Origin of the sequence: Sphingomonas yunnanensis (genome assembly GCF_019898765.1) — a bacterium.
Classification (GTDB): domain Bacteria; phylum Pseudomonadota; class Alphaproteobacteria; order Sphingomonadales; family Sphingomonadaceae; genus Sphingomonas; species Sphingomonas yunnanensis.
The window spans coordinates 1-13,206 of the sequence record NZ_JAIOKB010000005.1 but is presented as its reverse complement, the minus strand read 5'-3'; the positions used below and the strand labels follow the sequence as shown (position 1 = coordinate 13,206).

The 13,206-nt window shown below is 71.9% G+C and carries 13 protein-coding genes, 1 tRNA gene and 1 rRNA gene; 8 read left to right on the top strand and 7 right to left on the bottom strand.

Annotated features, from left to right (window positions below; genetic code table 11):
* Positions 1 to 116 precede the first annotated feature (116 nt).
* Positions 117 to 716 carry an NADPH-dependent FMN reductase gene (locus tag K7957_RS14015; RefSeq protein ID WP_223012627.1) on the bottom strand — a complete coding sequence of 200 codons (600 nt, stop codon included), beginning with the start codon at positions 714 to 716 and terminating at the stop codon, positions 117 to 119.
* Between the two features lie 69 nt (positions 717 to 785).
* Between K7957_RS14015 and K7957_RS14010 the strand changes: the two genes are divergently transcribed.
* Entirely contained in the window at positions 786 to 3,041 is a 2,256-nt protein-coding gene (locus K7957_RS14010; protein ID WP_223012626.1) for a transglycosylase domain-containing protein, read from the top strand.
* 340 nt (positions 3,042 to 3,381) lie between these two features.
* On the opposite strand, the gene K7957_RS14005 is transcribed toward K7957_RS14010, so the two are convergent.
* The gene (locus tag K7957_RS14005) at positions 3,382 to 3,957 is read right to left on the bottom strand and encodes an opacity protein (RefSeq protein ID WP_223012625.1); all 576 of its coding nucleotides are present in this window, start codon (positions 3,955 to 3,957) and stop codon (positions 3,382 to 3,384) included.
* A 327-nt stretch (positions 3,958 to 4,284) separates the two neighbouring features.
* Here K7957_RS14005 and K7957_RS14000 point away from each other — a divergent pair, with 327 nt between their 5' ends.
* Both K7957_RS14000 and K7957_RS13995 read left to right on the top strand, forming a co-directional pair.
* Positions 4,285 to 5,289: a threonine aldolase family protein gene (locus tag K7957_RS14000; protein WP_223012624.1), complete on the top strand. Its 1,005-nt coding sequence runs from the start codon at positions 4,285 to 4,287 to the stop codon at positions 5,287 to 5,289.
* Between the two features lie 204 nt (positions 5,290 to 5,493).
* Complete coding sequence (locus K7957_RS13995) at positions 5,494 to 6,420, top strand: DMT family transporter (protein WP_223012623.1); 927 nt, start codon at positions 5,494 to 5,496, stop codon at positions 6,418 to 6,420.
* On the opposite strand, the gene K7957_RS13990 is transcribed toward K7957_RS13995, so the two are convergent.
* Positions 6,330 to 7,160 carry a Rossmann-fold NAD(P)-binding domain-containing protein gene (locus K7957_RS13990; RefSeq protein ID WP_223012622.1) on the bottom strand — a complete coding sequence of 277 codons (831 nt, stop codon included), beginning with the start codon at positions 7,158 to 7,160 and terminating at the stop codon, positions 6,330 to 6,332. The two genes, K7957_RS13995 and K7957_RS13990, sit on opposite strands and share 91 nt — an antisense overlap.
* Positions 7,161 to 7,232: 72 nt before the next feature.
* Positions 7,233 to 7,739 carry a CehA/McbA family metallohydrolase domain-containing protein gene (locus K7957_RS13985; protein ID WP_223012621.1) on the bottom strand — a complete coding sequence of 169 codons (507 nt, stop codon included), beginning with the start codon at positions 7,737 to 7,739 and terminating at the stop codon, positions 7,233 to 7,235.
* Between the two features lie 482 nt (positions 7,740 to 8,221).
* Here K7957_RS13985 and K7957_RS13980 point away from each other — a divergent pair, with 482 nt between their 5' ends.
* The 5 genes from K7957_RS13980 (at position 8,222) to K7957_RS13960 (ending at position 11,474) form a co-directional block, all read left to right on the top strand.
* Positions 8,222 to 9,463 (top strand): sulfotransferase family protein, encoded by a 1,242-nt coding sequence (locus K7957_RS13980; RefSeq protein ID WP_223012620.1) that lies wholly within the window; start codon positions 8,222 to 8,224, stop codon positions 9,461 to 9,463.
* Between the two features lie 62 nt (positions 9,464 to 9,525).
* Complete coding sequence (locus K7957_RS13975; protein WP_223012619.1) at positions 9,526 to 10,521, top strand: aldo/keto reductase; 996 nt, start codon at positions 9,526 to 9,528, stop codon at positions 10,519 to 10,521.
* A gap of 16 nt (positions 10,522 to 10,537) precedes the next feature.
* Entirely contained in the window at positions 10,538 to 11,035 is a 498-nt protein-coding gene (locus K7957_RS13970; RefSeq protein WP_223012618.1) for a hypothetical protein, read from the top strand.
* Positions 11,036 to 11,115: 80 nt separating this feature from the next.
* Complete coding sequence (locus K7957_RS13965) at positions 11,116 to 11,283, top strand: Flp family type IVb pilin (RefSeq protein WP_223012617.1); 168 nt, start codon at positions 11,116 to 11,118, stop codon at positions 11,281 to 11,283.
* Positions 11,280 to 11,474: a hypothetical protein gene (locus tag K7957_RS13960; protein WP_223012616.1), complete on the top strand. Its 195-nt coding sequence runs from the start codon at positions 11,280 to 11,282 to the stop codon at positions 11,472 to 11,474. Before K7957_RS13965 ends, K7957_RS13960 begins: the two co-directional genes overlap by 4 nt.
* A gap of 52 nt (positions 11,475 to 11,526) precedes the next feature.
* On the opposite strand, the gene K7957_RS13955 is transcribed toward K7957_RS13960, so the two are convergent.
* The 3 genes from K7957_RS13955 to rrf form a co-directional block, all read right to left on the bottom strand.
* Positions 11,527 to 12,810: an Hsp70 family protein gene (locus K7957_RS13955; RefSeq protein ID WP_223012615.1), complete on the bottom strand. Its 1,284-nt coding sequence runs from the start codon at positions 12,808 to 12,810 to the stop codon at positions 11,527 to 11,529.
* Between the two features lie 163 nt (positions 12,811 to 12,973).
* Positions 12,974 to 13,050: transfer RNA gene (locus K7957_RS13950), tRNA-Met, on the bottom strand.
* Between the two features lie 76 nt (positions 13,051 to 13,126).
* Positions 13,127 to 13,206, bottom strand: a 5S ribosomal RNA gene (rrf, locus tag K7957_RS20800); the annotation flags it as partial.

Sequence of the window (13,206 nt, the reverse complement as noted above, 5' to 3'; positions counted from 1 at the left end):
CACAGATGGCCGAACAGGATGCTCGACCGTGAAGGGCGTCCTGCCGCGGGCACGGCTAATAATCCGCTAAGTGGTTACGAAAACTATGAAAGTATAACATCCGTGATGGAGGTAACTCACTCCACCGGCACCGCCCCCGCGAGCGGCGCGAAGCGCGCCACCTGACGCCCGATCAGCCGCAGCTGATCGCGCACGGCCGGGTCGCTGACCCCGCCGACGTCGTCGAACTTGGTGAGCTGGGTGTTGATCGCGGCGGCGAAGGGGGTCGGCCAGCCGCGCAGCGCGTGGACGATCGAGCGCAGCGCCGCGATCGTCGAGCCGGTCGCCTGCCAGCCATAGGCGGTGGCGATCAGCCCCACCGGCAGGTCGGCGAGATAGGGCCGCCGATCGCGCGCGGTCTCCTCGAGCAGGTCGAGCGCGTTCTTGACCACGCCCGAGATGCTGCCGTGATAGCCCGGGCTGGCGATGATCACCGCCGAGGCCTCACGGACCGACTCGACGAAGGCCTGCTCCTCCGGCGTGCGGCTCGTCGCGCGCGGGTCGTAGAGCGGCAGCCGCGCCATGTCCTCGCCGCCGAACAGCCGCGTGCGGAAACCCTCCTCGCGCGCGGCGTCGAGCGCGACGCGCAGCGCGCGCTCGGTCGATGAGATGCCGCCGATCGTCCCACCGATCCCGACCACCAGCGGCGCCTGCGCGCCTTTCGCTTCCTCGCTCATGCTGGCGACCTCATGGCACGCGGTCGCGCCTTGCGACAACTGTCATATCGCTGTAAGACACTCCGCAGCATGCGCCCACCCTATGAACCCGGCCGCGTCCGCTACCATCACACGCGCGGCGACTCGCCCGGCGCGGTGACCGACGAGCACGGCGCGCCGCTCCCCTCCTTCGACCCGTGGCGCGACGACGGCGCCCCCCCCTCCTCGCCGCCGCCTCCTCCGCCGCGCGACGGGCGGCCGTGGGACGAGCCGGAACGCGACGATCATGGCTTCTGGCAGCAGGAGCGGCGGCGCTGGCCCGATCCGCTGCCGCCGCCGCGCGCCTGGTGGCGGCGCGTGCGCTGGGGTCGCTGGCTGGTGCGCGGCGCCGCGGCGTTCATCGTGCTGTTCGTCGTCGCGGTGATCTGGCTGGCGGTGACCGCGCCCCTGTCGCGCTCGCTCAAGCCGCCGACGCCGCCCTCGATCACGCTTACCGCGGCGGACGGCACGCCGATCGCGCGGCGCGGCGCGATCATCGGCGCGCCCGTCGATGCCGCCAAGCTGCCCGCGCACGTGCGCGAGGCGTTCCTGGCGATCGAGGACCGCCGCTTCTACTCGCACTGGGGCGTGGACCCGCGCGGCATCGCGCGCGCGGCCTGGGCCAATCTCGGCTCGGGCGGGGTGCGCCAGGGCGGCTCGACGATCACGCAGCAGCTCGCCAAGAACGCCTTCCTCGACGCGGACCGCACCGCCGCGCGCAAGCTGCGCGAGGCGATGATCGCCTTCTGGCTGGAGGCGTGGCTGAGCAAGGACGAGATCCTCTCGCGCTATCTCTCCAACGTCTATTTCGGCGACAACGTCTACGGCATCACCGCGGCGTCGAAGCATTATTTCGGGCGCACCCCGATGCAGCTCAACGTCGGCCAGGCGGCGATGCTGGCCGGGCTGGTCAAGGCGCCGTCGCGGCTGGCGCCGACCGGCAACCTCAAGGGCGCGCGCGCGCGCCAGGCGGTGGTGGTCGGCGCGATGGTCGACGCCGGGTTCCTGGCGAAGGACGAGGCGGCGCGGGTGCAGCCGCAGCGCGTGCTCGCCGAGCGGCCTGAGACGCTGCCGACCGGCACCTATTTCGCCGACTGGGTGCTGCCCTCGGCGCGCGAGGTGGCGGGCGAGTCGGGCACCGAGGCGACGGTGCGCACCACGCTCGACCGCGGCTTCCAGCGTACCGCCGAGCGTGTCGTGCGCCAGGCCTCGCTGCGCGGCATGCAGGCGGCGCTGGTGGCGATGAAGCCCGACGGCACCGTCGTCGCGATGGTCGGCGGCAAGGATTATGGCGCGAGCGCGTTCAACCGCGCGGTCCAGGCCAAGCGCCAGCCGGGCTCGACCTTCAAGCTGTTCGTCTATCTCGCCGCGATGCGCTCGGGGCTCACCCCCGCGACGGTGATGGACGACGCGCCGGTCGAGATCGCGGGGTGGAAGCCGCGCAACGACGATGGCCGCTACCTCGGCCCGATCACGCTGCAGCGCGCCTTCGCGCGTTCGTCCAACGTGGTGGCGGCGCGGCTGACGCAGCAGGTCGGCGTGCGCAACGTGATCCGCGCCGCGCGCGACCTCGGCATCACCACGCCGATCGCCAACGAGGCGACGATCGGGCTGGGGACCTCAGAGGTGTCGCTGCTCCAGCTCACCGGCGCCTATGCCGCGGTGGCGAGCGGGCGCTATCCGGTGGTGCCGCGCGGGGTCGAGGGCGGGCGCGGCGCGAGCTGGTACGAGGCGATCGCGGGGCGCGACAGCGCCATGCCCGACAAGATCCGCGACGAGATGCGCACGCTGCTGGGCTCGTCGATCCGCGGCACCGGGCGCGGCGCCAACCTGCCGGTCAGCGCCTTCGGCAAGACCGGGACCAGCCAAGGCGGTCGCGACGGTTGGTTCATCGGCTTCGCCGGCGACCTGGTGGTGGGCGTGTGGGTGGGGCGCGACGACAGCGCGCCCAACCCGGGGCTGCACGGCGGCGGCATCCCGGCGCAGATCTGGCGCCAGTTCATGATGTCCGCGCTGCACATCCCGGTCGCGGTCGCGCCGGTGGAGGACGAGATGGCGGCGCCGATCGATCCCGCCAACATGCTCGACCAGATGGGTGTCGACCTGGGCGGCGACGTCGGCCGCGCCGTGGATGAGGCACGCCCCCGCGTCGAGGACGCGCTCGACCGGCTGCGCGAGATGGGCATCGAGCTGCCCCGCCCGCCCGCGCCGCGCGAGCGCGTGCCCGAGCGGCGGCGTCTCGACGAGGGTCGCGGCGAGGACGGCGGCGACGGCTTCGAGGAGGACGGAGGGCCGGGCGGGTTCTGACGGGGCGGCGGTGAGGGGTGCACGCGGAGGCGCCAAGAGGACGCATCGGACCGAAGCTGAGACCGCCCTACCAGCGGGCGACGGCGAGACGCCGCTGCGGTTCCGGGCCCGCAACCGTCATCATCCCGGCTGCGAGCCGGGATCCATGGTCCCGTGGCAGCAACGGCTTAGGTGCATGCGGCACGATGGACCCCGGCTCAGCGCCGGGGTGACGAAATTTCACGTATCGGTGAACGTGGCAGGGAATTGCTGCCATCGCTGCGAACTCGAACTCGCATCATCGCATGCACCACCCCCACGCGCCCCGGCAGGGCAAGCGCGGGGGTGGCACCCGCACGCCTCAGAAGTGCGCGATCACGCCCGCCATCGGGCGCACCGTCTCGAAGTCGCCGCGCGTCGAGATCTCGGCGCGGAAGCGCACGCCTTCCTTCTTCACGAGGCCGTCGAGACCGATCGCCGACGGGCCGAACTCGCCGCCGATGCCGTAGGAGATGCGGCCATAGTCACCGCTGTTGGGGCCGTAGCGGTCGAAGTTGACCCACTGGTAGCCGACCTTGCCGTAGACCAGGCCGGTCTCGCCCGCGCGCACGCCGGCGCGGCCGTGGACGCCATATTCCCAGTCGATGTCGCCGGTGAAGCCCTTGGCGGCATTGCCCTCGACGCCGACGAAGAACGAGCCGAGCGGCACGTTGACACCCGCGACACCCTCGACCAGGCCGCCCTTCAGGCGGTTGCCCGGCGCGTTATAGGGGATGCCGTGGCCGGGATCGCTCTCGAACCCTTCGTAGCCGCCCATGACGCCGACGTACGGATCGATGCCGAACTTGCGCGACCCGTCGCTGGTGGTGTCCTGCGCCTGAGCAGCGGCGGGAACGAGGAAAGCGGCAGCAACGGCTGCCAGAAGCAACGTCTTCATGTCATACCTTCGTGAGAGAGGCGCGATCCATCGGCGCCTCACCCGATCGAACGGGTCGGGGCGCCAGCGGGTCCGGCAGAATTGGAAAAAAGCGCCGGTGTGGCCGATCCGCCACGCCTGCGGCGACGGTGGCCGCTGTCCTACGACCTCGCTCCCATGTCATTCCGCCGCCGCATGTATCGACCTCACCCCGCCCCGCTCCGTCCCGGCCGTCACCCGCGTCCGCTCCCCCGCCGCGCGACACGCGCCAGCGACTCAACATTCGCAACATTCGCGCCCGCCCGCACCACCTTGACCGCCCAGCGCGGCTGACCGAAGGCACTGACCATGCGCTTCTTCTCCGACAATGCCGCGCCGGTTCATCCCGCCGTGCTGCGCGCCCTCGCCGACGCGGACCGGCTCGATACCGCCTATGACGGCGACCGCTGGTCCAAGGCGCTCGACGCGCGCTTCGCCGCGCTGTTCGAGACCGAGACCCTGCGCGTCCTGTGGGTGCCGAGCGGCACCGCGGCCAACTGCCTCGCGCTCGCGGCGCTGTGCCCGCCGCACGGCGCGGTGCTGTGCCATCGCGACTCGCACGTCCAGAACGACGAGTGCGGCGCGCCCGAGTTCTTCACCCACGGCGCCAAGCTGCTGCTCGCCGAGGGTGCCGGCGCCAAGCTGACGCCCGAGAGCGCCGCCGCGGTGCTCGACCTGCAACGCTACGACGTCCACCAGCAGCGCCCGCACGCGCTCTCGATCACCAACGCCACCGAATACGGCCGGGTCTACGCGCCCGCCGAGGTGGCCGCGCTCGGCGGGCTGGCGGCCGCGCGCGGGCTCGGCTTCCACATGGACGGCGCGCGCTTCGCCAACGCGGTGGTGTCGACCGGCGCCTCGCCCGCCGATCTCACCTGGCGCGCCGGGGTCGACGCGCTGAGCTTCGGCTTCGTCAAGAACGGCGGGATGAACGCCGAGGCGCTCGTCTTCTTCCGCCCCGAGTTGGCGGAGGAGACGCTGTTCCGCCGCAAGCGCGCCGGGCACCTGCTGAGCAAGGGACGCTATCTCGCCGCGCAGCTGCTCGCGATGCTCGACGGCGACCTGTGGCTCGACTGCGCGCGCGCGAGCAACGCGGGCGCGGCGCTTCTCGCCGAAGCGGCGGGCGAGCGGCTGGTCCACCCGGTCGAGGCCAATGAGGTGTTCCTGCGCGTCACACCCGAGGAAGCGGCGCGGCTGCGATCGCCGGGGTTCGACTTCTACGACTGGGGCCCGGGCGAGGCGCGGCTGGTGATCAGCTGGGACCAGCGCGCCGAGGACATCCGCCCGCTCGCCGAGGCGATCGCTTCGCTGTGAGCGGGAGGGTGGAGCGCTGGCCTTCACGGTGGAAAGTGAGCCAACGATCCTCCCCTGCAAGGGGAGGTGGCAGCGCACGAGCGCTGACGGAGGGGTGTCACCAGTGGTGAGTGTCGCGACCGTCACCAACAGGGACACCCCTCCGTCAGGCCTGCGGCCTGCCACCTCCCCTTGCAGGGGAGGATCTAGCTCTAGATCCGCCCCATGACCCCCCGCCCCAACAGCACCCGCGCCGCGGTGCTCGTCCCCTTCGCGATCGTCACGCTGATCTGGGGCTCGACCTGGATCGTCATCCGCGACCAGCTCGCCGGCGCGGGCGTGCCGCCCAGCTGGTCGGTGAGCTACCGTTTCCTCGTCGCCGGGCTGACGCTCACCGCGGTCGCCGCCTGGCGCGGCGAGCTCGGCGGGGCGCACCGCCGCGATCCCGGCTTCTGGCGCTTCGCCGCGCTGGTGGGGCTGCTCCAGTTCGTGATGAACTTCAATTTCGTCTACCGTGCCGAGCAGCATATCACCTCGGGGCTGGTGGCGGTCACCTTCGCGCTGCTGCTGGTGCCCAACGCGCTGTTCGGGCGGATCTTCCTCGGCCAGCGGCTGGGGCGGCAGCTGCTCGCCGGCTCGGCGATCGCGATGGCGGGCGTGGCGCTGCTGTTCGTGCGCGAGGCGCGCGGCGACGCCAACGGCACGCACCAGACGGTGCAGGGGATCGCGCTCACGCTGGTGGCGATCCTCTCGGCCTCCGTGTCGAACGTGTTGCAGGCGACCGAGCGCGCCCGGCGCTACCCGATGGTGCCGATGCTCGCCGCCGCGATGCTGCTCGGCGCGAGCATGGACGCGACCTGGGCCTGGCTCACCGCCGGACCGCCGGCGTTCGACCCGCGGCCGAGCTATGTCGCGGGCGTGCTGTACCTCGGGGTGGCCGCCTCGGCGATCGCCTTCACGCTCTACTTCCGCCTCATTCGCGCGATCGGGCCGGCCAAGGCTGCGTATAACAGCGTGATCGTGCCGGTGATCGCGATGCTGCTGTCGACCTTGTACGAGGGCTATCGCTGGACGCCGCTGGCCGCGGCGGGTGCCGCGCTCGCCGGAGTCGGGCTGGTGGTGGCGCTCAGCGCGCGCAGGCCGGCGCGATAGTCGGGGTACACGGGCTGCCAGCCGAGCACGCGCTTGGCCTTGGTGTTGGCGACGCGCCGGTTCTCGGCGTGGAAGGCACGCGCCGCGGGGCTGAGCGTGTCCACCGGCACGATCGGTGGCGCGGGCAGGCCGAGCAGCCGCGCGGCGTGCCCGAGCACCGCGTCCTGCGGCGCGGGCAGGTCGTCGGCGAGGTTGTAGGCGCCCGCGGGCGCGTCGAGGCCGGCGACGACGCCGCGCGCGAGATCGGCGACATGGACCCGGCTGAACACCTGCCCGGCCACACCGGTACGGCGCGCCTCGCCCGCGGCGACCCGGTCGAGCGGCGAGCGGCCCGGGCCGTAGATGCCGGGCAGGCGGAACACGCGCGCGCCGAGCGCTAGCCACGCGGCGTCGGCGCGGTTGCGCCCGGCGCGGCGGCCGCGATCGGCGGGGGCGCTCTCGTCGATCCAGGCGCCCGCGGTATCGCCGTAGACGCCGGTGGAGGAGAGATAACCGAGCCACTGCCGCCCGAGCAGCGCGCCGTAGCGGGCGAGCACCGGGTCCTCGCCGGCGCCGTCGCGCTCGGGCGGGATCGAGGCGAGGACATGGGTCGAGGCGGCGAGCCCGGCGCGCACCGCGTCGGTGTCGTCGAAGCGGATCGTCGCGTCGCGACCGTCGCGCGTGGTGGCGAGCAGCGGTGCGCCCGCCACGTCGGCGATCGCGCGCGCGGCATAGCCGAGTCCGAAGACGAACAGCCGCATAGAATGATGCCCCTTCGCACTGCCCCGACGGGGAGACGAGCGGGCGCGCGCGCGGTTCCGCGAAGCCGGGCGTCAGCGCCTCGCGGGAACGCGCCGTGTCAGCTTGCCCGATAAGTAGATCGCGTTGCCGATCAGCAGCGGCGCGCCGTCGCGCTCCACCGTGGCGGCGATCCAGCGCCGCGCCGCCGCCGCGGGCAGGTCGAACGTCGCCATCTCGCCCGCGAGCACGCGATGCGCCAGCTCCCCGCCGTCACCCCGCGGCCGCACCGTCGCCCCGACCGCCCCCGCCCCGCGCGCGCTGAGCCGGACCGGCGCGCCCGCCGGCAGCGTTCCGCCCATCGCCGCGGCGACACCACCAGCGACTGCGTCCAGCTCGAGCTGCCGCCCGGCGCCCGCGACATCGATATAGACCCGCCCGGCGCGGACCCCCTCGAGGATCCCCGCGGTCGAGAGCGCGTCGCCTCGACGACCGTGGTGGGGAGTCCGGGCGGCGACTGGCCCGCGGGCGCGTCGGGATCGCGGTTGTCGCTGCCCGCGACCGCCGTGATCCGGTCGCCCGCGCTTAGCCGCGCGCGCCACAGCGCCAGTCCGGTGAGCGGCCCGGTCGCGGTGGCGCCGTTGATCACCTCGATCGAGTCGACGTGGCGCCCGTCGGTGTCGGGCCAGCTCCACCCGCAGCCCATGCAGCGCTCGTCCGATGAGGCGTCTGCACTTGAGCGGCAGTCGGCGCGGCGGACGGCGGCGGCAGCAGCGCGAGCAGCGCGAGCAGCGCGACGGGGGCGGCACCGAGCGTGAGTCGTGACATGGTCTGTTCCCCCGCGACAATCGGGCAGCGCGGCGGGGCTTAGGCAGTAACCATGACTTGCACGGGTCAGATATGTGGCAGTGCGATTACCCCAATCTCTCTTCCCAGACGCGTCGTCGCAGGCCGGGTGCTCACTCGGGAGGGTGAGCGCTGCGCTTTAGCCGGCCTCCCGACCTTCTCCGCTCGACCTATGTAAATTATTGTATTGCCATACTTACCAACCGGCACGTCGCCGTAGCACGCGCGTTCTCGCGTGATGCTGCCTTCCGCCGTCCCGCCCCCGTCGCTGCACCGGGGGGCGCCCTCGACCCGGATCCGCGTCGCCGACGCGGCACTCCGCCGGCTATGGGCGGCGGGCTGGGCCGAGATGCCGAGCCTCGACCCGGCGGTCTTGGTAGCCAAGGCGGCGCGGCGCGCCGGAGTTGGGCCGGACGAGGATCGTGTCGGCTGGCGCCACCGGCTCGCGCTGCTTTGCGACGATCTCGAGGGACCGGCGCGGCTCAGTAGCCTCGGGCGGACGATCGCGCACGGTCAGCTCGTCGGCGCGCTCGCCACACGCTTCCGTGCCCACGCTCTGTGGCAGCGTCATCCCGAGATAGCGGCACAGCCGATCGCCGCGCCGGTGATCGTGGTCGGCCAGATGCGCTCGGGCAGCACGCGCGTGCAGCGGTTGCTCGCCTGCGACCCGCGGCTGACCTACACCCGCTTCTACGAGGGCTGGCACCCGGTCGGCGCCGCCGCGGCGCGGCTCGACTCGCGCCGGATGAAGGGCCGCCTCGGCCTCGCCTGCGCGCACGTGCTCAACCCCGGTTTCGCCGCGATCCACCCCACCAGCCTCGACGCCGCCGACGAGGAGATCGGGCTCCACAACGTCTCGGTCTTCGGCGCCGCCTTCGAGGCGCAGTGGCGCGTGCCGGGCTTCACCGCCGCGGTCGAGCAGGGCGATGCCGCGCCGGTCTACGCCGAGTTCCGCCAGCTGCTCCAGATGATCCGGTGGCAGCGGCGCGAGCCCTGCGCGCGGCCGTGGCTCCTCAAGGTGCCGCAGTTCGCGCAGGACCTGCCCAGCCTCCTCGGCGCCTTTCCCGACGCGCGGCTGATCCATCTCCGCCGCGACACCGACGCGGTCGTGGCCTCGTCGGCGTCGCTGGTGTGCAACCAGATGCGGCTCCAGTCGCACCACGTCGACCCGAGCTGGATCGGCGCGGAGTGGCGCCGCAAGGTCGCGCTGCGCGCCACGCGCACCGCGGCGGCACGGGTGCGCGCCGACGTGCCGCAGCTCGACCTGGGCTATGACGACATGGGGGCCGACTGGCTCGGCGAGATGCGTCGCGTCTACCGTCTGCTCGACCTGCCGCTCACCCCGGGAGTGAGCGCGGCGATGCGCGCCTATATCGCGGCGAGCGCACCGGGGCGTCGTGCGGCTCACCGCTATGACCCGCTCGCTTATGGGCTGGCTCCGACACCCGCGCTATCACCGCCGACCGCGGTGGCCGTGTGAGCGACGGACCGCGGCGCGATCCCGCACGTTCGGGTGGGGCAAACTCGAGACAAGGCACCTAGATGGACTATCGCAAACTCGGCAGCACCGGCCTCGACGTGTCTCCCTTGTGCCTCGGCTGCATGACCTTCGGCGTGCCCGATCGCGGCAACCACGCCTGGACGCTCGACGAGGAAGCCAGCCAGCCGATCCTGCGACAGGCCGTTGAGGCCGGGATCAACTTCTTCGACACCGCCAACGTCTATTCCGACGGCACTTCGGAGGAGATCGTCGGCCGCGCGCTCAAGGAGTTCGCGCGGCGTGACGAGCTGGTGATCGCCACAAAGGTGCACGGCCGCATGCGCCCGGGCCCGAACGGCGGCGGGCTCAGTCGGAAGGCGATCATGACCGAGATCGACGCCAGCCTGCGCCGGCTCGGTACGGACTATGTCGACCTCTACCAGATCCACCGCTTCGACTTCGAGGTGCCGATCGAGGAGACGCTCGAGGCGCTCCACGACGTGGTCAAGGCGGGCAAAGCGCGCTACATCGGGGCGTCGTCGATGGCGGCGTGGCAGTTCGCCACGATGCTGCACGTCGCCGACGCCGAGGGCTGGACGCGCTTCGCGACGATGCAGAACTACCTCAATCTCTTGTACCGCGAGGAGGAGCGCGAGATGCTGCCGCTCTGCGCCGCCGAGGGCGTCGGCGTGATCCCGTGGAGCCCGCTCGCGCGCGGGCGCCTGACGCGCGACTGGGACGAGGCGACCGAGCGCTCGCGGACCGACGAGTTCGGCAGGACGCTGTACGAGCATACCGCGGCGGCAGACCGGCGCGTCGTCGAGGCGGTCGCGGCGGTCGCGGCCGAGCGCGGCGTGCCGCGCGCGCAGGTCGCGCTGGCATGGGTGCTCGCCAAGCCCGAGGTCTCGGCGCCGATCGTCGGGGCCTCCAAGCCGGCGCACCTCGACGACGCGCTCGCCGCCTTGGAGCTAGGTCTCAGCGAGGCCGAGATCGCCCGGCTCGAGGAGGCCTATGTGCCGCACGCCGTGGTCGGTCACTCGACCCAGGGGTTCCTGTGACCGCGCGGCGGCCCGAGTGACGCCGCTACTGCTCCTCGCCGCGGCGGCAGCGCCCGTGCCCGGCACCGTGGCGGTGGTCATGCGCGACGGCGAGTCGGTGCCCGCCGCGGCGCGCTACGTCGAGGCCGCCACCGCGGCGCTGGCACGCGCCGACTTCACCCCGCTGCCCGACGGCGGCCACAGCCGCTATGTCGCCGAGCTGTCGGTGAGCGCGGCCGAGAATGGCGTGGTCGCGTCCCGCGGTGCCGAGGTCGCGCCGCCGGTCTACAGCGGCGGCGGCTTCTCGATCGGCCTGCCGTCGCGCAAGGAGCAGCTCCATGCTCTGGTGGTGACGAAGCTGCGAGTCACCCTCTCGCTGCGCAGCGACTCGCAGGTGGTGTGGACCGCCGAGGCGAGCACCGCGCGCTCGGCCGGCACCGCGAGCGGCTCACCCGAGGCGGTCGCGACCGCGCTGTGCGACGCGCTGCTGCGCTGGTTCCCCCACCCGCTCCCCGGCCCGCTGTCGGTGCCTTGAGCCTGTTGGCCATTCGTTAACGAAGCGAAAGTAGGACGGCAGCGACAGGCCCGCCGCGCGGGCGACGAGGAGGCACTGCCATGTTCCGACGCTTAGGGGGTAACCGTCGCGGCGCCACCGCGATCGAGTACGGCCTCATCGCCGCGCTGGTGGCGGTCGCCGCGATCACGGCGATGAAGGGGCTCGGCAACCAGCTCGGCAATACCTATCGTGGCACGGCCGCCAAGATCAGCGCGGCGGGCGCGTGAGCGTGCTGGCGCTCGGCTTGGGGATGGCGCAGCTGCTCGCCGCAGGCGCGATCGTCGCCGTCGCGCTCGGCGCCGGCGTCGCGATGACGGTGCATGGCGAGCGGCGGCGGCTGATCATGCTGCCGCGTTCGGCGCCGCGCGGCCGGCTCTCGGCACAGACGCTCGCGCTGATGGAGCGTGGCTCGGACTGATCCAGCGGAGACGTCCAGTCGAACGCCTCGGCGCCGACGAGGTCGCGAGCGGCTATTCCTCCGCGGGCACCCAGACCGTCGGATCCTCCTCCCGCGCCACCAGCGCCAGGCCGTGCGCGATCGACGTGAGTTCGGCGCCCGAGGCGATTCGCTCCGGGCCGAAGCGCGCCTCGAACAAGGCGCGCACGGCGGGAACGAGCGAGGTACCGCCGGTGAGAAAGACGCGGTCGATCGCCGCCTCCGTCATCCCCGCGCCGGCCAGGGCGGCATCGAGCGTAGCGGCGATACGGGTGACATCGTCGGCGATCCAGCGCTCGAAGTCGGCGCGGTGCACCTCGGCGTCGATCGCTATGCCGCCGCCTTCGAAGCGAAACTGCGCCTGTTCGGCCCCGCTCAGCGCACGTTTGAGCTGGCTGACCGCGTCGTACAGCGCATATCCTTGCTCGTGCTCGATCAGCGCGATCATCCGCGCGATTGCCTCGGGGTCGAGCGCGCTGCGGCGCAGCTTCTCCAGTTCAGCGAGCGTCCGTCGGTTGCGCATCAGGGCCAGCCGCGACCAGTCGGCGAGGTCGGCGAACCAACCCGCGGGGATGTCGAGGACCTTGTCGAACGAGCGATAGCGCCCGCCCTTGCCCAGCTGAGGCAGGACCAGCCGATCGACGATACGGGCATCGAATCGGTCCCCGGCGATGCCGATGCCGGCATGCGCGAGCGGGATGCAGCGCCGAACCGCCCCCGGCGCGGCGACTCGGACCACCGAGAAGTCACTCGTACCGCCGCCGAAGTCGGCGACCAGCAGCGTCGCCGGACGCCCGAGTGTATCGGTGTCGGCGAAGGCGGCGGCGAGCGGCTCATAGACATAGTGGATCTCGCGCGCGATGCCGGCGAACATGGCATCGTAGCGGCGTCGTGCGAGCGTCGTGTCGGGCCGGGTGCCCGCGTAGGTCACGGGCCGGCCGATGACGAGCCGGTCGACTTGATCGAACGCGCCGCCGGCAGCATCGCCGAGTTCGGCGAGAAATAGCCGGCCGAGCTGCTCGAAACTGTAGCGCTTCTCGAACACCGGCGCGGTGTCGAACGAGGTGCTGGCCGCGACTGACTTGAAGGATTGGAGGAAACGGCTGCCGGCGGGAAACTCAAGATATTCGCGGATCGCGGCGGGGCCCGCGGCGACCGCGAGGCCATCGCGCGCACCTGCCTCGTGCCAGAAGCATAAGGCGGTACGATAGACTGCTGAACCGGCGTCTAGCGACACGAGCGTGGGCGAGGAGTCACCGCCGCCAACGCGCGCGAGCACGGTGTTGGTGGTGCCGAAGTCGAGGCCGAGTGTGGTCATGCGGCGCTCCGTTACAAAGGAGCGTGCCCTAGCCTCGTCACACCGACAGGACCAGCGCGACGCGAGGATCATAGCGGCGCGCGACGGCGGCGCCCTATGCGCGACGCGTGTTGAGCCCCGGTCAGCGCCGTGCTGCTGGGTTGGAGAATGTTCTTGGGATAGTTGGTTGCGGGGACAGGATTTGAACCTGTGACCTTCAGGTTATGAGCCTGACGAGCTACCGGGCTGCTCCACCCCGCGTCACGCTCTCCTGGTGGAGAGCGGTGTTTGTGAATGGGTTCCGATGATGATGTGTGTGCAACGCGCTGGCTACAATGCCTGGCGGCGACCTACTCTTCCATCGCTTGAGCGATAGTACCATTGGCGCGGTCGGGTTTCACGTCCGAGTTCGGGATG